Annotated in this window: 13 protein-coding genes; 7 read left to right on the forward strand and 6 right to left on the reverse strand. The window is 55.5% G+C overall.

Translation table 11 applies throughout. The features are described from left to right. Window positions 1-39: 39 nt before the first annotated feature. Window positions 40-915 carry a LysR family transcriptional regulator gene (locus DFK18_RS12695; protein WP_114418647.1) on the forward strand — a complete coding sequence of 292 codons (876 nt, stop codon included), beginning with the start codon at window positions 40-42 and terminating at the stop codon, window positions 913-915. Here the strand turns inward: DFK18_RS12695 and DFK18_RS12700 are convergent. After that, window positions 888-2945: a putative bifunctional diguanylate cyclase/phosphodiesterase gene (locus tag DFK18_RS12700; RefSeq protein ID WP_162299780.1), complete on the reverse strand. Its 2058-nt coding sequence runs from the start codon at window positions 2943-2945 to the stop codon at window positions 888-890. The genes DFK18_RS12695 and DFK18_RS12700 overlap by 28 nt on opposite strands. Before the next feature lie 94 nt (window positions 2946-3039). Next, complete coding sequence (locus tag DFK18_RS12705; protein ID WP_114418649.1) at window positions 3040-4368, reverse strand: diguanylate cyclase domain-containing protein; 1329 nt, start codon at window positions 4366-4368, stop codon at window positions 3040-3042. A 195-nt stretch (window positions 4369-4563) separates the two neighbouring features. Here DFK18_RS12705 and DFK18_RS12710 point away from each other — a divergent pair, with 195 nt between their 5' ends. From DFK18_RS12710 to DFK18_RS12735, 6 genes are all read left to right on the forward strand, one after another. Further along, window positions 4564-5733: an isovaleryl-CoA dehydrogenase gene (locus tag DFK18_RS12710; protein ID WP_114418650.1), complete on the forward strand. Its 1170-nt coding sequence runs from the start codon at window positions 4564-4566 to the stop codon at window positions 5731-5733. Between the two features lie 295 nt (window positions 5734-6028). Further along, the gene (locus DFK18_RS12715) at window positions 6029-7636 is read left to right on the forward strand and encodes a carboxyl transferase domain-containing protein (RefSeq protein ID WP_114418651.1); all 1608 of its coding nucleotides are present in this window, start codon (window positions 6029-6031) and stop codon (window positions 7634-7636) included. Window positions 7637-7647: 11 nt separating this feature from the next. After that, window positions 7648-8454 (forward strand): enoyl-CoA hydratase/isomerase family protein, encoded by an 807-nt coding sequence (locus DFK18_RS12720; protein ID WP_114418652.1) that lies wholly within the window; start codon window positions 7648-7650, stop codon window positions 8452-8454. A 181-nt stretch (window positions 8455-8635) separates the two neighbouring features. Further along, window positions 8636-10663 carry an acetyl/propionyl/methylcrotonyl-CoA carboxylase subunit alpha gene (locus DFK18_RS12725; RefSeq protein WP_114418653.1) on the forward strand — a complete coding sequence of 676 codons (2028 nt, stop codon included), beginning with the start codon at window positions 8636-8638 and terminating at the stop codon, window positions 10661-10663. 125 nt (window positions 10664-10788) lie between these two features. Beyond that, entirely contained in the window at window positions 10789-11694 is a 906-nt protein-coding gene (locus tag DFK18_RS12730; RefSeq protein ID WP_114418654.1) for a hydroxymethylglutaryl-CoA lyase, read from the forward strand. A 146-nt stretch (window positions 11695-11840) separates the two neighbouring features. Continuing rightward, a complete protein-coding gene (locus tag DFK18_RS12735) occupies window positions 11841-12581 on the forward strand; it encodes a YdcF family protein (protein ID WP_114418655.1) in 741 nt (246 codons plus the stop codon). Here DFK18_RS12735 and rluF read toward each other — a convergent pair. The 4 genes from rluF to DFK18_RS12755 form a co-directional block, all read right to left on the reverse strand. Further along, entirely contained in the window at window positions 12575-13483 is a 909-nt protein-coding gene (gene rluF, locus DFK18_RS12740) for a 23S rRNA pseudouridine(2604) synthase RluF (RefSeq protein WP_114418656.1), read from the reverse strand. The genes DFK18_RS12735 and rluF overlap by 7 nt on opposite strands. Window positions 13484-13506: 23 nt before the next feature. Further along, a complete protein-coding gene (rsgA, locus tag DFK18_RS12745; protein WP_114418657.1) occupies window positions 13507-14535 on the reverse strand; it encodes a ribosome small subunit-dependent GTPase A in 1029 nt (342 codons plus the stop codon). Between the two features lie 200 nt (window positions 14536-14735). Beyond that, window positions 14736-16088, reverse strand: coding sequence for an alanine/glycine:cation symporter family protein (locus tag DFK18_RS12750; RefSeq protein WP_114418658.1), 1353 nt, complete (start codon window positions 16086-16088; stop codon window positions 14736-14738). Between the two features lie 68 nt (window positions 16089-16156). Continuing rightward, window positions 16157-17797 carry a BCCT family transporter gene (locus DFK18_RS12755; protein WP_114418659.1) on the reverse strand — a complete coding sequence of 547 codons (1641 nt, stop codon included), beginning with the start codon at window positions 17795-17797 and terminating at the stop codon, window positions 16157-16159. Window positions 17798-17801 lie beyond the last annotated feature (4 nt).

A 17801-nucleotide genomic window follows, 5' to 3' on the forward strand; every position in this document is an offset into this window, starting at 1 on the left:
ACCAATTCATAGATTTCATAATAAGGATAACAACAAGGAATGGAGCTACAATCTCTTCAGGCTTTTATTCAGGTCGCAGAAAAGGGTTCCTTCTCCCGGGCAGCCGATGAACTGCATCTATCCCAGCCGGCTGTCAGCAAGCGTATCGCTGTTCTGGAAGAGCAGCTGGAGCAAAAACTCTTTGATCGCATCGGCCGCAGCATCACCCTGACCCAGGCTGGCTTTGCCCTCTTGCCACGTGCCAGACGCCTGCTGGTTGAGCTGGAAGACACCCGGCGCATGCTGGCTAATCTCAGCGGTGAAATCCAGGGACCGTTGATCCTGGCCACCAGCCACCACATTGGCCTGCATCGCCTGCCGCCTCTGCTTAAGGAGTTCACCCAGCTTTACCCCCAGGTAAAACTGGACATGCGCTTCCAGGATTCGGAGCAGGCCTATGCCGGTGTCATCAGCGGTGAACTGGAGCTGGCCATCGTTACTTTGGCGCCGGTTCCCGACCCCTCGCTGGTCGTGGTTCCGGTCTGGGTCGATCAGCTACGTTTTGTCGTTTCCAGGGGGCATCCACTAAATCGGCTGCCCAGTCTGCAACTGGATGATCTAACCCACCATGATGCCGTTCTTCCCGGTGAGCAAACCTTTACCCGCGGTATCGTGGAGCAGGTGTTTCGCGAGCAGGATCTGGGACTCAATGTCACCCTGTCGACCAATTATATGGAAACCCTGAAAATGATGGTGTCTATCGGCCTGGGCTGGAGCCTGCTGCCGGAAACCCTGATCGATGATGACAGCCTGGTGACTCTGGATCTGGATCACCCGCCGATTACCCGCCCCCTAGGGTTTCTGTATCACCGCGAGCGCACGCTATCCAACGCCGCCCGCAAGATGATTCACCTACTGGAAGCAGCCAAAAGCTGAGTAAATTCTGACTCGGGCAGAGGTCGATAGTAATGAAAGCCTTGGGCAAGCGTGCATCCCAGTCGCAGAAGCTGATCCGCCTGCTGGGCATCCTCAACCCCCTCGGCAACCAGATCCAGAGACAGGTTGTGGGCGAGTTGAATGATGGTTTTGACAATATTAAGGCTGATGGTATCGCGCGCCATATCTATGACAAAGGAGCGATCGATCTTCAGAGTTGATAAGGGCAACTTGCTCAAATAGGAAAGACTGGAATAACCGGTCCCGAAATCGTCCAGGGCAATACGGAACCCCTTTTCCTTGAGTTGGCGCAGACTCTGCAAGGCCTGATTCTGGTTTTTCATCAAGCCGGTCTCGGTAATTTCCAACTCCAGCACTTCCCGGTCCAGCTGATAGGCTTCCAGCAGTTCTTCCAGCTTTTGCGCAAACTCGGTTTCTTCCAACTGGTGAACCGAGAGATTCACGGCAATTCGGGGCAGGGTATATCCGGCTTCCTGCCAGGCGACCAGCTGCTGGCAGGTATGCCGCAAGACCCAATCGCCAATATCCACAATCAGGCCCGCCTCTTCCGCCAGAGGAATAAAAACGGCTGGCGACAAGGGGCCCAACTCGGGGTGTGTCCAACGCAACAGGGCTTCTGCGCCATAGAGACGACCATCTTCGAGCAATACCTTGGGCTGATAATGCAGACTCAACCCCTCACCCTTGACCGCTGATCGTAGTGCCTGCTCCAGCTTAAGGCGCTCTCTAGCCTGCTGACTCATTTCGCGGTTGAAAAAACGGAAGGTATCACGCCCAGACTTTTTGGCATCCAGGAGCGCCGTCTGGGCATTGATCAGCAGCTCGACTGAATTCTGGGCATCCTGGGGGAAGAAGGCCACCCCTACTGAAGGACTCAACGTGACCTGGTGGCGGCCCAGTTGAACCTCTTCCTGGAGCACCCGAATCAGGTCATCAGCGATCTGACTGACATCATGGACGGCCTCATAATCCTCGATCAGCAGGGCAAATTCATCAGAACCGATGCGAACCAGAGTATCCGCCTCGGCCACCACTTCCTTGATGCGTGCGCTCTGGCCTCGAATCAGGCGATCACACCAGGTATGCCCCAGGCTGTCATTGATCAGTTGAATATGGCCCAGATCAAGCACCAGCAATGCCAGCTTTTCTTCCTGCACCTTGGCTTGACGCACCGCATGCTGCAGTCGCTCATTCAGCAGGTGACGATTTCCCAGGCCAGTCAGGGGATCATGATGGGCCAGATGCTGGATTTCCGCTTCCTTGGCCCGCATTTCAGTCAAATCATGGAAAATGGAAATGTAGTTTTCGATATAACCCTGAGCATCACGCACACAGTTGATTGACAGCCATTGCAGGTAAACACTGCCGTTCTTGCGGCGATTCCAGACTTCACCCTGCCAGCGATCCGTATCAGCAATGCTCTGCCACATGGTATCGTAAAAAGCCTGATCATGATGATTGGAACGCAGCATCTTGGGCGTCTGCCCCAGGGCTTCTTCGGCGCTATAACCGGTAATCTCGGTAAAGGCAGGATTGACGTGCTGAATGCAGGCCCGACCATCGGTAACGATGATGCCCTCAATGGCGTTATCAAACACCCGCTTGGCCAGACGCTGCTGAGCTTCCAGGTGTTTACGACGACGCAGATCCCGGCCAATGCCGGTGATCCACAGCGGCTCTCCGTCTGCATCAGTGTGCAGAATAATGGTCATCTGCATAGGACGCGACTGGCCATGAAAATCCAGGAATTCCAGCTCACCTTCCCAACGCCCCTGCCCGGCCAGCAGGGTCGGAAAGATGTCTTCATTCAATTCCCGGTAAACATCCGGTGCGTGCAGGTCCTTCACTCTCAGGTCCTGCTGCTCTAGATCATAGTCCTGGGGCAGAGATAACAAATGTCGGGCAGAAGGATTCAGATAAAGCAGGCGCTGCTCCAGATCAATGGTAGCAATCAGCTCACTGGCAGCTTCCAGAATAGCTTTTTCCGGATTGAAATTGGAAAGACTCAAGGGCAGCACTCGCTTCACAAAAACCTTAAAAGTCCAAAGGTTAGGGGGTTCCCCAAAAAATAACAAGGCTCCAGATCAAAGGAGCCTGCAAGAGTTACCTCGAGGGCTTGGTTTTATGGCTGCCACGGGGATCAAAAACCCGGGCTCGTCCACGCCCGGCATGCTTGGCCGCATACATGGCATCATCACTGCAAATGATCAGGCTATCGGCATCCTCACCATGCTCGGGGTAGAGGCTGATCCCGATACTGACCCCCACTTGCCGCTCTTCGCCATCACGAAAACTCAGCGGCTGACTAACGGCAGCAATGATTTGATCTGCCAGATCCAGCGCCTGACTTTTAACCTTTTGCCGGTCGCGCGCGGTCATCAAAACGATAAACTCATCCCCGCCCAGACGCGCCAGCATATCCTGCGCCGGCAACAAAAGCGTTATCCGGGTCGCCAGATCCTTGAGCACCCGGTCTCCAGCCTTGTGGCCCAACTCATCATTGATGGGTTTAAATTTATCCAAATCCATGAACAAGAGCGCCAGTGCCTTGTCTTCCTGCCCTGCCTGGCGCAAGGCAGTTTCCAGAGTCTCCAGAAAAAGCCCACGATTAGGCAGGCCCGTCAGGGTATCGTGGGTCGCCAGATAATGCAGATTGGCCTGGTTCTCATGCCGTTCGGTCACATCCATGAGATAGCCGTACCAGACTCGCCCACCACCGGGCCGCGGTTCAGGCGATGAATGCAATTCAATCCAGCGCACGCCCTTGACTGGATGACGAAAACGAAACACCACCTTCAAATCATCCAGGGTTTCCTGGGTACCCATAAATCCTTTGCGCAACGCCTTTTGATCATCTGCATGGACACCATCAAAAAAAGCCTGGGCATCCTGCTTCAATTGACGCGCTCCAAGTCCAAGCAAGGCAGTCATCTTGGGGCCTGCCAGAGGAATGCGATTGTCGCCATTGGCATCCTGATGCAACTCAAAAGGCACACCCGGCAGATGACGGCTCAATTTATACCAGCGTTCCCGATAGCTTTCCTCCTGGCGGCGATGAGTCACTAACCGGGCGATACCCAGAAGATGGCTCACTCGCCCCTGATCATCCACGATAGGCGTCAAAAGGGTGTTCACTTCCTCACGCCCCAAACTGCTGGGGGCCAGGGTCCAGGTATCATATTCCTGAACTTCACCCGTCTCGGCGGCCAACTGGTAGCGGGGCGCGACTTCGGCCAAGAGGCCCGAGGGAAAACACTCCTCGACCAGACAACCCTGCAACCCCTCCAACGGCTGCCCCAGATGCTGGGCAAAAGCCTGGTTACAGGCCTCAACCCGAAATTGCTGCCCCGGAAGGACTTCCAGCAAAAAACAGGCATCCTTCGCTTGCTGCAATGCCTGCCAACAAATATCCCCGCCTTTTACCTCTTTCATAATCAATCCTTGGCGTTCACTTTACGAGTTCAGTATAAGCAGCCTCCTCTTGAGGAAAAAGAAAAATTACATCGGAAGGATGCAGTGACGCTCCGGTCAAAATTTTTCCCTTTACGTTAACGTAAACTTGCCCTAAAGTTCCCTGTATTACAAAAGACAGAGAAACACCTATTCAACACGCAGAGGGTAAGAACTATGCAATCCATCTTTAAGGATATGAACTTTGGCCTGGACGAAGAGCTGAACATGCTGCGCGAGCAGGTGAATGCCTTTGCTGCTGACGAAATCGCTCCACGGGCTGCCGAGATCGACCAGAAAAATGAATTCCCCAATGATCTCTGGAAAAAGTTTGGCGACATGGGCCTGCTGGGTATTACCGTACCCGAAGAGTTTGGCGGCTCCGGCATGGGTTATCTGGCACACGCCATCGCCATGGAGGAAATCTCCCGCGCCTCGGCCTCCGTCGGCCTGTCCTACGGTGCCCACTCCAACCTCTGTGTCAACCAGATCAAAATCAACGGTAACCAGGCACAAAAAGAAAAATACCTGCCCAAGCTCTGCTCCGGCGAGCACATCGGTGCCCTGGCCATGTCCGAGCCTAATGCCGGCTCTGATGTTGTCAGCCTCAAGCTGCGCGCCGACAAGAAAGGCGACAAGTACATTCTGAACGGCAATAAAATGTGGATCACCAACGGCCCCGATGCCAACACCTATGTGATCTATGCCAAGACGGACGTCAATGCTGGCTCCAAGGGCATTACTGCCTTTATCGTCGAACGCGACTTCCCCGGCTTCTCCCGTCACCAGAAACTGGACAAGCTGGGTATGCGCGGCTCCAATACCTGCGAACTGGTCTTTCAGGATTGTGAGGTGCCCGAAGAAAATGTCCTGGGCGAAGTAGGCAAGGGGGTTCGTGTCCTCATGAGCGGCCTGGACTATGAGCGTACCGTACTGGCCGCCGGTCCGGTCGGCATTATGCAGGCAGCCCTAGATATCGTCGTCCCCTACATTCACGAGCGCAAGCAGTTCGACCAGTCGATCGGTGAATTCCAGTTGGTTCAGGGCAAGATTGCCGATATGTATTCCACCATGAGTGCCTGCCGGGCTTATCTCTATGCCGTCGCCCGCGCCTGTGACCGTGGTGAAACCAGCCGTAAAGATGCTGCCGGGGTGATCCTCTACGCTGCCGAAAAAGCCACCCAGGTTGCCTTGGATGCAATCCAACTGCTGGGCGGTAACGGTTATATCAACGAATATGCCACTGGTCGGCTGCTGCGTGATGCCAAGCTTTACGAGATCGGCGCGGGTACCAGTGAAATCCGCCGCATGCTGATTGGCCGCGAGATCTTCAACGAATCGCGTTAAGCCTTTCGATCTCTATCAGGAGTCGATGGATCGTCAGGTGGGTAAACCGGGGAGACCCCTAGATACCTCTCCCCTGAGTTTCTGCTGTCCTTGAGGGCAGCAGAGGCTCCCAACCTCTCTACCGGCCATCCACTGAACCAGAAGGCTAAAAGCTGCTGCCAGGACAGGCCCATAACAATAAAACCCAACGAGCAGCGACTCCTTGGAAAATCAAGCCTACCAGAGCTTATAACCGCGGTGTCTTTACCAGGCCCGCCTGAGCAGCACCAACAGTTACCAACTAAAGGTTATCAGCATGACCGTGATTAAATCTCAGATAAACACCCGCTCGCCGCAGTTTGCAGAGAAGGATGCGGCCATGCGCTCTCTGATCGAGGATCTTCACGAAAAGCTTGATCAGGTCAAACAGGGCGGCGGCAATAAAGCCCAGGAGCGGCATCTGTCACGCGGCAAACTCCTGCCCCGCGAACGCATCGAACGCCTGCTGGATCAGGGCGCTCCCTTTTTGGAATTTTCCCAACTGGCTGCTTGGGAGGTCTATGATGACTTTGTTCCCAGCGCCGGGATCGTCACCGGCATCGGCCGGGTTTCCGGGGTGGAATGCATCATCGTTGCCAACGATGCCACCACCAAGGGCGGCACCTACTACCCCCTGACGGTAAAAAAACACCTGCGCGCCCAGGAAATTGCCCGCAAAAACCGCCTGCCCTGTATCTACCTGGTGGATTCCGGCGGTGCTAACCTGCCCCGCCAGGATGACGTCTTCCCTGACCGTGATCACTTTGGCCGCATCTTCTACAACCAGGCCACCATGTCCGGCGAGGGCATTCCCCAAATCGCTTCGGTCATGGGCTCCTGTACAGCCGGGGGCGCCTATGTTCCCGCCATGGCCGATGAGTCCATCATCGTCAAGGAGCAGGGCACCATCTTTCTGGCTGGCCCGCCTCTGGTTAAGGCGGCTACCGGTGAAGTGGTCTCGGCTGAAGATCTCGGTGGTGCCGATGTTCACGCCAAGGTATCCGGGGTTGCCGATCACTATGCCTTGAATGATGAACATGCTCTGCAGCTGGTACGTCGCTCCATTGCCCGCCTGAATTGGCAAAAACAGGGCGAAGTCGATATCCAGCCCTCGCGCCCACCGGCTTATGACCCGGAAGAGCTCTACGGCATCGTCGGCAACGATCTGCGCAAGCCCTTTGATGTGCGTGAAGTGATTGCCCGCATCGTCGATGCTTCCGAATTTGATGAATTCAAACGCTGGTACGGCGACACCCTGGTCACCGGCTTTGCCCGGATTCATGGCTATCCCGTGGGTATCGTGGCCAACAATGGTGTGCTCTTCTCCGAATCAGCGCAAAAGGGTGCCCACTTTGTTGAGCTTTGCGCCCAACGCGGTATTCCTCTGGTTTTCCTGCAGAATATTACCGGCTTTATGGTGGGCTCGCGTTATGAACACGAAGGCATTGCCAAGCATGGTGCCAAGATGGTTACCGCCGTGGCCTGTGCCCGGGTGCCCAAGTTTACTATCCTCATTGGGGGTAGCTTTGGCGCCGGTAACTACGGCATGTGTGGCCGTGCTTATGACCCCAATTTCATGTGGATGTGGCCCAACGCCCGCATCTCGGTCATGGGCGGCGAACAGGCTGCCAATGTACTGGCCCAGGTCAAACGCGAGCAGCATGAGCGTAACGGCACTGACTGGCCCGAAGCCGAAGAAGAGGCCTTCAAGAAGCCGGTTCGCGACCAGTACGAAAACCAGGGGCATCCCTACTATGCCAGTGCGCGCCTCTGGGATGATGGCATTCTGGACCCGGTACAAACCCGCGACACCCTGGGCCTGGCTATTTCCGCATCCTTGAATGCGCCCATCCAACCGACACGCTTTGGCGTCTTCCGGATGTAAGGAGGTCGAAAATGACAGCGACTAACGAACCGACTGAACAGGCAGGAGCCCTGCTGGAAATCGATCAGCGCGGCGTTGCCTTTCTCACCCTGAATCGTCCTCAGGTTCACAATGCATTTGATGACAGCCTGATTGCTCTGCTTCTGGACAAGCTGCAGGAAGTCCGTAGCGCCGGTGCACGTGTCCTGGTACTGGGTTCACGCGGCAAGAACTTCTCCGCTGGAGCTGACCTGGGCTGGATGAAACGCATGGCGGCCTACAGCCAGGAAGAAAACCGTCAGGATGCGCGTGAACTGGCGCGCCTGATGCATGAGCTCGACACCCTGCCCTGCCCCACCATCTGCCGTGTTCAGGGGGCGGCTTTTGGGGGTGCCGTGGGGCTGGCAGCCTGCTGTGACCTGGTCGTCGCCAGTGAAAAAGCACGCTTCTGCCTGTCTGAAGTCAAAATCGGTCTTTCCCCGGCTGTGATCAGCCCCTATGTGGTTCGTGCTCTGGGAGCCAGAGCCATGCGCCGCTATGCCCTGACGGCTGAAGTCATCACCGTACAGAATGCTCAGCAATTGGGGCTGGTCAATGAGATCGTTGATGAAGACGCCCTGGATGGCCAGGTCGATTACTTCGTGGAAACCCTGCTGGCTAACAGCCCTCAGGCCGTGAAGCGCACCAAGGAGCTGGTGGCACATGTGGCCGAGCGTCCTGCCGATGAAGCCACCCAGGATTACACCACGCGTTTGATTGCGGAAATTCGTGTTTCAGAAGAAGGCCAGGAAGGCCTCAGCGCCTTCTTTGAGAAGCGTGCGCCCGGCTGGCAGGAATAATAATGACACCGCTCGTGCATTCCTGTAGGAGCGCAGTCCCTGCGCGATAAAACTATCGCTCGCGGAGCGAGCTCCCACAAACCAGGGGAAAACAGCCCCTATAGGAACACGGTTATGTAGGAGCGCAATCCCTGCGCGCTACGACCTTGAACAAAAACATAATTAAAGAGAGGAACGCCCCATGTTCCGTAAAATACTGATTGCCAACCGCGGCGAAATTGCCTGCCGCGTGATTCGAACTGCCCACCGCCTGGGTATCCGTTGTGTTGCCGTCTACTCAGATGCTGATCGCCATGCCCTGCACGTCAAGATGGCCGATGAAGCCGTACACCTGGGTGGTGCCGCTGCCAAGGACAGCTACCTGGTAATCGACAAGGTCATAGCTGCGGCCCAACAAACGGGCGCAGAAGCCATCCATCCCGGTTATGGTTTTCTTTCGGAAAACAGCCGTTTTGTCGAAGCCTGTGATGCTGCCGGCCTTGCCTTTATCGGCCCTCCCGTGGGAGCCATCGAAGCCATGGGTTCCAAATCCGCAGCCAAGTCGATCATGGAAAAAGCCGGTGTACCCCTGGTTCCCGGCTATCACGGTGACGATCAAAGCCCCGAGCTCTTGAAAGCCGAAGCCGAAAAAATCGGCTATCCGGTGCTGCTGAAAGCCACCGCTGGTGGTGGCGGCAAAGGCATGCGTATCGTCGACAAGGCCGCTGATTTTGACCAGGCTCTGGCTTCGGCCAAGCGCGAAGCCATCAATGGCTTTGGTGATGACACCATGCTGGTGGAAAAATACCTGGTTAAACCCCGCCATGTTGAACTTCAGGTCTTCTGTGACAGCCAGGGCCAGGGGGTCTATCTTTTTGAGCGCGACTGCTCGGTACAACGTCGCCACCAGAAGGTCATTGAAGAAGCCCCTGCTCCGGGCATGAGTGAAGCCCTCAGGGCGCAAATGGGTGAAGCAGCTCTGAAAGCAGCTCAGGCCATCGGCTATGTCGGCGCAGGCACCGTCGAATTCCTGCTGGATGTCGATGACAGCTTCTTCTTTATGGAAATGAATACTCGCCTGCAGGTCGAACACCCGGTCACCGAAATGATCACCGGTGAAGATCTGGTGGAATGGCAGCTGAAAGTGGCTGCAGGTGAACCCCTGCCCAAGCAACAGCAGGAGCTGCAACTTCAGGGGCATGCCTTTGAAGCCCGCATCTACGCTGAAGACCCTGATCAGGACTTCCTGCCTGCCACCGGCAACCTCAGCTACCTGCGCACCCCGGAAGAAAACCGCCATGTCCGCGTGGATACCGGGGTACTCGAAGGCGATGAGGTCAGCATCTACTACGACCCCATGATTGCCAAGCTGATCGTCTGGGATCAGGATCGTGAAACGGCACTCAGCCGCCTGGCTCAGGCCCTGGGTGAGTACCGCATTGCCGGGGTGACCACCAATACCCGCTTTTTGAAAAAACTGGCAGAAGCAGCGCCTTTTCAACAGGCAGATCTGGATACCGGCTTTATTGAACGCCATGAACAGCTGCTGTTTGACGAAACAGGCGGCAGCTACAGCCCCAACCTGCTGGCCCTGGCTTCTCTGTATGCCCTGCTCAAACTGGATCAGGAACGCCGCCAGGAAGCCCAGCGTTCACAAGATCCCTATTCACCCTGGCATGGTTTTGGCGGCTGGCGGCTGAATAACAACCCGACCCTGAAATTGCGCTTTGCCCTCCCCGGCCAGGAAGAAGCCGAAGAAGTCAGTGTCGAAGCCAGCAATGCCACCGGCAACAAGAATCTCTGGAGTGTCCAGCTGGCACAACACAAGCTGCTGGTGGAAGGCCGCCTGGAAGGCGATCGCCTGGAAGCCGTGGTCAATGGCCATCACCGCAGTATTCATGTGGCCGATCTGGATAACCAGCTGACCCTCTTCACGCCCGATGAGCAGTTTAGCTGCCAGTGGCTCCGCCCGGACCTGGATAATCATGAATTTGAAGAAGCCAGTGCCAACTTGACGGCACCTATGAATGGCTCGGTGGTTACCCTGCTGGTAGAACCCGGCCAGGCGGTGAGCAAAGGTGATGCCCTGATGGTGATGGAAGCCATGAAGATGGAGCACACCCTTAGTGCGCCGGAAGATGGCCAGGTGGAAGAATTCTTCTTTGCGGCCGGTGATCTGGTGAGCCAGGGTGCCGAGCTGCTGAAGTTTGCTGCCACCGAAGAAGCCTAAATAGAGGATTGCACTGGGACTCACTGTGGGAGCTCGCTCCGCGAGCGATTAACCCGAATCGCGCAGGGACTGCGCTCCCACAAGACAGGGCCCCTACAGCAGAACATCAAAGCAGGAGACAAAAAATGCCTTTTCCTAAACAGGTTCGCCTGGTTGAAGTGGGTGCCCGTGACGGCCTGCAAAACGAGCCCAATCCGGTGACCACGGCAACCAAGCTGGAATTGATCGATCGTCTGGGAGCGGCTGGTGTGGGTTATATCGAGGCCGCCAGTTTTGTTTCCCCCAAATGGGTGCCCCAGATGGGCGATGCCCGTGAAGTCATGACCGGCATCCAGCGCCGTGAAGGCATCACCTATGCAGCCCTGACCCCCAACCTCAAGGGGCTGGAAGCGGCCTTGGATACCGGCGTGCAGGAAGTCGCTGTCTTTGGTGCCGCTTCTGAAAGCTTCACCAAAAAGAACATCAACTGCACGATTGCCGAATCCTTGGAGCGTTTTGCGCCTGTGATCGAGAAAGCCCGGACAGCCGGCATCCCAGTTCGGGGTTATGTTTCCACGGTACTGGGTTGCCCCTATGAAGGCGAAATCGCGCCGGCCAAGGTGGCCGAGGTCAGCAAAACGCTCTATGAAATGGGCTGCTATGAAATCTCCCTGGGCGACACCATCGGGGTGGGCACCCCGCTAAAAGCCAAGCGCATGCTAGAAGCCGTGAGCCGGGATATTCCTCTGGAAAAACTGGCTGCCCACTTCCATGACACCTACGGTCAGGCTCTGGCCAACCTCTATGCTGTGCTGGAAGAAGGCGTGAGCATTATTGATGCCTCAGTTGCCGGTTTGGGTGGCTGCCCCTATGCCAAGGGGGCTTCAGGCAATGTCGCCAGCGAGGATGTTGTCTATCTGCTGCAAGGCCTGGGGATAGAAACCGGTATCGACCTGCAAAAACTGGCTGAAACCGGTCACTGGATCACCCAAAGTATCCAACGCCCCAACCGTTCCAAAGTAGGCACGGCCCTGATGGCACAAAAGGATTAACCTGACTTCTCTTTGCTCTGTTGCTGCTTGCGAAGGATCAATTTTCCCCGCCTTGATCCTTCGCACCCCTCCCTGCTGCTGAAATGCTATCCTCGCAGGTAAAAACCGGCCACCAGTCGGACTTTTACCAGCAAGGAAATCCTGTGATGATCAATCTACTCAAATATCTGGCCTTGCCTCCCCTAGCCAATCTTCTCCTGCTCCTGGCCGGCTTTTTGTTCTTATCGCGGAGGTGGCGAAAAATGGGCATTCTACTCATCTCGATCAGTCTCACCAGTCTTTTGGTTTTGTCCCTGCCCTTGGTCAGCCATGCTCTGGTCAAGCCACTGGAAAGTTTTGCTCCAGTCGACCTGGAAAAGCTGGAAGACGGCCAGGTGATCGTTGTCTTGGGGGGTGGCCGCGCTTATACCGGCCGTGAATTCGGCTGGCCGGATGCACCCAGCCAACCCACCATCAGCCGCCTGAATTATGCCGCCTGGCTAGGCCGCAAAACGGGCTTTCCACTGCTACTGACCGGTGGGCGGGTTCACCAGGAAAAAATCAGTGAGGCCCAGTTGATGAACTGGACCCTGCAGGAAAGCTTTGGTCTGGAAGCCCGTTGGCTGGAAGAAAAAAGCCGTACCACCCACGAAAATGCTCTCTTTACTGCCGACCTTTTACAAAAAGAAGGCTATGGCAGAATCCTCCTGGTCAGCCAGGCTTGGCATCTGGCCCGGGCCGTCCCCGTATTTGAAGCTCAGGGGCTGACGGTCACACCGGCTCCCATGCAGTTCTCCAGCCCGCCACCCGAGGGTTGGATACGCTGGATACCTCGCGCCTACCACCTTAAAAAGAGCACCCAGGCGCTGCATGAATGGCTGGGGCGGCTGGTGTATTCCTTCTACTGAGAAGGCTTTAATTTTTTGGCTTTTTTCTTATTCTTGCCTCCGGCATAGGGCTTCTTGCCGGATTTCTTCACAGGGGGCTTACCTCTGGAGGCAGGTGCAGGACGCTTGCCTGCGGAAGATTTCTTGCGGGCCCCGGCCGGTTTTTTAGAGGGGGTTGCCTTTGCTGGCAAGCTGGCTTCTTCGGTTCCACTGGAAGTGGCGATCATTCGATTGATAATCGCCATTTCCTTGGCATTCAATTCCCGCCACTGGCCTTTTTTCAGGGAGCCCAGGCTGATATTCATGATTCTGACTCTTTGTAAACGAGTCACCTGAAAACCCAAGTATTCAGTCATACGCCGTATCTGGCGATTCAAGCCCTGGGTCAGAATGATATTAAAGCTACGCGCTGATAGCTGGCGGACCTGACAGGGCTGGGTCACGGTATCCAGGATAGGCACCCCAGCCGCCATTTTTTCCACAAAATCTTTACCGAAAGGCCGGTCCACCTCAACAATATACTCCTTTTCGTGGGCATTCCCGGCACGCAGGATTTTATTGACGATATCACCATCATTGGTCAGCAGGATCAAGCCTTCCGAGGGCTTATCCAGCCGCCCGATGGGAAAGATCCTGCCTTTTTTGTAGCGCACTGCATCGACGATGTTTTCCGGTACCTCAGGATCCGTCGTGCAGGTAATCCCCTCAGGCTTGTTATAGGCCAAGTAGACAGGCGCAGGCTTGGCTTTCAAGGGCTTGCCCTTCACAGTCACCCGATCTTGCGGCCCGACCCTCAGCCCCATGGGGGCCACTTCCCCATTAACCCGAACCTGCCCGGCTTCTATCAGGCGGTCGGCTTCCCGGCGGGAGCAGATTCCCGTTTCACTAATCCACTTATTCAGACGTGTGTCTTGGTTGTTCATGCTCCCGCCGGGCTCCTTCGGGGTTATTGGCGTTTATCAATCAGTGTCTTGCGCAGTTTACTTAATTCCCGCCCCTTTTTGCGCTTTTGCGACAGACTGGCAGCATGCTGAGCCTGTTCGCGCAGGAGGCGATGATACTGATCCAGACGCCGGGGTTCCAGCTCACCCGCTTCAATGGCAGCAAGCACTGCGCAACCCGGTTCCTCCTGATGCTGGCAATCACGGAAAAAACACCCTTCTGCCAAAGCTGTGATTTCCGAGAAAACGGCCTTGACCCCGGCTTCTGCTGCAGGCAGTTGCAGCTCCCGCATTCCCGGTGTATCCAGCAACCAGCCACCTGCTTTGAGAGGGTAGATATTTTTGGCCGTGGTGGTATGCCGCCCTTTGCTGTCACTCAAGCGAATCGCTCCGGTAACCAACTTCTGACCGGTGAGATGGCTGGCCAGGGTCGTCTTGCCGACACCGGAAGAACCCAGCAAGACCAGCGTCTGTCCAGGGCCACACCAGCTGTCCAACGGAGCCAAGTCTTCGGCATTCAAGGCATTTACCGCCAGCACCTCCAGATGTTGGTCCAACGCCCTGACAGCCTCGACACGACTGGCCGTCTGATCACATTTATCGGCCCAGGTGAGCAGAATAACCGGCTGTACCTCGGCCTCTCGGGCCAGAACCAGATAGCGTTCAATACGATTGAGGCTGAAATCATCATTCAGGGCACAGACGATCAGTGCTGTATCCACGTTGGCGGCAATCAACTGTTCATGAAGGCGGCTGCCTGCAGCCTTGCGCGAAAACAGGGAAAGACGCTCAAGCAGGCGTTGAACCCTCAGGTTTTCATCCAATAGCACCCAGTCACCGAGCGCCAAAGGCTCTTGCTGGTGGGGCAAGGGCAAAACCAAGTCCTCAGCAGCGGGTCGTTTCAGGAGAAGCTGATTGGGCGTCAAGCCAAAAACGCGGGCCGGTTGAAGGCTTTCCAGACCGTCCAGCGAGAGTTGTTGCGAGAAAAAAGAGCGCCAGCCCAGTTCGGATAAAGAAAATAGCGGTTGTTTCATGATGCTTAAATCCCAGCAATGGAAAAAGGCCGGAAATCAGGTTTCCGGTTTAAACTTCCACGGGCAGGTTTCACTCGGGCAGCTACAGCTGATTAGCGAAGCGGCAGAACCTGCTGAGTTGGGATTACATGCATCAAGAATTCCTTGGAAAGGGTTACGGGGTCAATATTAGCAACCCCGCAACCACAAAACAAGCCAGCTTAGATTTTATGAGTGGCGAAGTATTCGCGACTCAGTTTAAACACTACAGGGCTGAGAAGCGCCAGAGCAACCAGGTTGGGCAGAGCCATCATGGCATTCAGGGTATCGGCCACCAGCCAGATAAAGTCGAGGTTGACCATAGCCCCCAAGGGAATCGCCAGTATCCACAGCACGCGGTAAGGCATGATGGCTTTGATGCCAAACAGATACTCGGCGCAACGCTCGCCGTAGAAAGACCAACCCAGGATGGTAGTGAAGGCAAACACCGCTAGGGCAATGGCTACCAGGTAGTTACCCACTGAAGGCAGGATGGCGCCAAAGGCCGCACTGGTCAGGGCAGCGCCGGATTCACCACTGGTCCAGACACCGCTGGTAATAATCACCAGACCAGTAATAGAACAGATAATCAGGGTATCGATAAAAGTCCCCAGCATGGCAATCAAGCCCTGGCGCACGGCATTATTGGTTTGTGCAGCAGCATGGGCAATGGGAGCAGAACCCAGACCGGCTTCATTGGAGAAGATACCCCGGGCCACACCAAAGCGAATCGCTGCCCAGACAGCCGCACCGGCAAAACCACCCTGAGCAGCAACAGGGGTAAAGGCATATTCCACAATCATAACCAGCGCCGAAGGAATTGCAGCCGCGTTGAGGGCCAGAACTACCAGCCCGGCCACCAAATAGGAAACCGCCATCAGGGGAACCAGAGCCGCAGCAACCCGCCCGATACGACGGATACCGCCGATCAGTACCAGGCCTACCAGGACCATGATAATCAGGCCGGTCACGGCAACGGGCAGATCAAAATTAGCTTGCAGAACATCGGCTACGGAATTGGACTGCACGGTATTGCCAATGCCAAAAGCGGCAACCCCGCCAAAAATGGCAAAAAGCGTACCCAGCCAGGCCCATTTGGGACCCAGGCCATTCTTGATGTAGTACATGGGCCCGCCAACGTGATTACCCTGAGCATCTTTTTCACGGTAATTCACGGCCAGGACCGCCTCGGCAAATTTGGTGGCCATGCCCACCAGGGCAGTAATCCACATCCAGAAGAGTGCACCCGGACCGCCCAGGAAAATAGCCGTTGCCACCCCGGCAATATTACCCGTACCCACAGTGGCAGACAGAGCCGTCATCAGAGCCTGGAAAGGGGGGATTTCACCCTGGTTTTCTTTGTCATCAACCTGCTTGCCCTTCCACAGCAGCCGGAAACCTTCACCCAGCTTGAGAACCGGCATCAGCTTCAGGCCAATGGAAAGAAACAGACCGACACCCAGGATCAAAACCAGCATCACCGGGCCCCAAACGACTCCGTTGATGCTTTTGATCAGCGTTTCAATCATCTCCATAAAAGTCTCCTGACTTAATAGCTAGAACCATTAAAATATACTCTTCAAGAGACTTTTTCACGAAAAAATCACTGTTTAGTCTCGATTTCTTCCTGATTCTCACTCTCGACATCTTCCTCTTCAGCCTCCTCGGCATCAGCCACAGCCCAGGGCTCGGCTGGTGCGGTAGTCTTGCCACCGGCACGGGCTGCAAAGCGCTCACCGGCCAGCGCACGCATCAGACCGATCACCATACCCACGACGATCACCGAAAAAGGCATGGCTGCGGTAATAACCGCCGATTGCAGCGTATCCAGACCACCGGCGAGCAAGAGCACGGCCGTGAGCAGCGCCAGGAAAATCCCCCAAAGAACCCGATGCAACGAGGGGGGATCAGCATCGCCACCGGAGAGAATGGTGTTAATCACCAGCGTACCGGCGTTGGCCGAAGTAATCAGGTAGGTGCCGATCAGAACAATCAAAAGGGTGGAAACCACCGGCGTGAGCTGCCCCAGATCCATGCCTTCCACAGTTACGAAAAGCGCCGTGGATACATCCCGGTCAACGGCTTGAGTTACCCCTCCCGGACCAAAGAGTTCCTGATAGAGTGCCGTCCCGCCAAAAAGACCGATCCAGATAATGGTGATCCCGGTGGGAACCAACAGCACCCCCATAACAAATTCACGGAAGGTGCGGCCACGGGAAATCCGGGCAATAAACATCCCCACGAAAGGTGACCAGGCCAGCCACCAACCCCAGAAGAAGACCGTCCAATCAGCCTGCCAGCTACTGCCGTGCGTCACATTGGTATGAAAAGTCAAACGCAGAAGGTTCTGAATATAGTCACCGGTCGCTTCGATGGTCACACCGATCAGATACTGAGTAGGCCCCAGCAGCAACATGAAAGAAACCGCGGCAATACTCAGCCAGAAGTTCATCTCCGAGAGGAGCCTCACCCCCCGGGAAACACCGGAGACCACCGAAGCCGTAGCAATAAACATGATGATGGCAATGACTGTCAGCTGTAGCTCAGGTGAATTGGCCAGTCCGAAGACTTTACTCAGCCCGGCATTCATCTGTTGCACCCCCAGCCCCAGGGTGGTGGCAATACCAAAGACGGTACCAAAAACAGCCAACAGATCGATCAGATCGCCCAGAGGACCACGTACCTTTTCACCCAGAACCGGATATAAGGAAGAGCGCACTGTCAGGGGCAGATCATGGCGGAAAGCAAAATAAGCCATGGTCAGGGCAACGAAGGAGAAGATTGCCCAGCCGTTAATCCCCCAGTGAAAGAAGGAAAGGCGCATGGCTACCACGGCAGCATCCCCCTCAGTCGTTCCCGGCATCACAAAGGGATTATCCTGAAACTGCATGATCGGCTGGGCCACCGACCAGAACAGAATACCCACGCCGGTACCGGCAGCAAAGAGCATGCTGACCCAAGAGAAGAAAGTAAATTCAGGAAGCTCGGCATCCCCACCCAAGCGAACATTTTTATAACGCCCGGTTCCCAGCCAGATCATGAAAAACAGCAGAAAGGCCACCAGCAGAACGTAGTACCACTCCAGAAAAGGGTTCAACCACTCCCGCAAAGCAAAGATACCTGCCGCACTGACTTCGGTGTAAAAACTCCCCATGATAACGGTGACCACGATCATCAGGATGGAAACCTTGGTCATCAGGGGGTTCATGCCCTTGAACAAACCCGAGTCGGCCTGGTTATACATTACA

The organism is Marinospirillum perlucidum, assembly GCF_003336805.1.
Taxonomy (GTDB): domain Bacteria; phylum Pseudomonadota; class Gammaproteobacteria; order Pseudomonadales; family Halomonadaceae; genus Marinospirillum; species Marinospirillum perlucidum.

Bases quoted from the DNA above. Each gene is read 5' to 3' on its own strand.
- DFK18_RS12695 (WP_114418647.1), top strand. From the start codon at position 40: ATGGAGCTACAATCTCTTCAGGCTTTTATTCAGGTCGCAGAAAAGGGT.
- DFK18_RS12705 (WP_114418649.1), bottom strand. From the start codon at position 4,368: ATGAAAGAGGTAAAAGGCGGGGATATTTGTTGGCAGGCATTGCAGCAA.
- DFK18_RS12710 (WP_114418650.1), top strand. From the start codon at position 4,564: ATGCAATCCATCTTTAAGGATATGAACTTTGGCCTGGACGAAGAGCTG.
- DFK18_RS12715 (WP_114418651.1), top strand. From the start codon at position 6,029: ATGACCGTGATTAAATCTCAGATAAACACCCGCTCGCCGCAGTTTGCA.
- DFK18_RS12720 (WP_114418652.1), top strand. From the start codon at position 7,648: ATGACAGCGACTAACGAACCGACTGAACAGGCAGGAGCCCTGCTGGAA.
- DFK18_RS12725 (WP_114418653.1), top strand. From the start codon at position 8,636: ATGTTCCGTAAAATACTGATTGCCAACCGCGGCGAAATTGCCTGCCGC.
- DFK18_RS12730 (WP_114418654.1), top strand. From the start codon at position 10,789: ATGCCTTTTCCTAAACAGGTTCGCCTGGTTGAAGTGGGTGCCCGTGAC.
- DFK18_RS12735 (WP_114418655.1), top strand. From the start codon at position 11,841: ATGATCAATCTACTCAAATATCTGGCCTTGCCTCCCCTAGCCAATCTT.
- rluF (WP_114418656.1), bottom strand. From the start codon at position 13,483: ATGAACAACCAAGACACACGTCTGAATAAGTGGATTAGTGAAACGGGA.
- rsgA (WP_114418657.1), bottom strand. From the start codon at position 14,535: ATGAAACAACCGCTATTTTCTTTATCCGAACTGGGCTGGCGCTCTTTT.
- DFK18_RS12750 (WP_114418658.1), bottom strand. From the start codon at position 16,088: ATGGAGATGATTGAAACGCTGATCAAAAGCATCAACGGAGTCGTTTGG.
- DFK18_RS12755 (WP_114418659.1), bottom strand. From the start codon at position 17,797: ATGTATAACCAGGCCGACTCGGGTTTGTTCAAGGGCATGAACCCCCTG.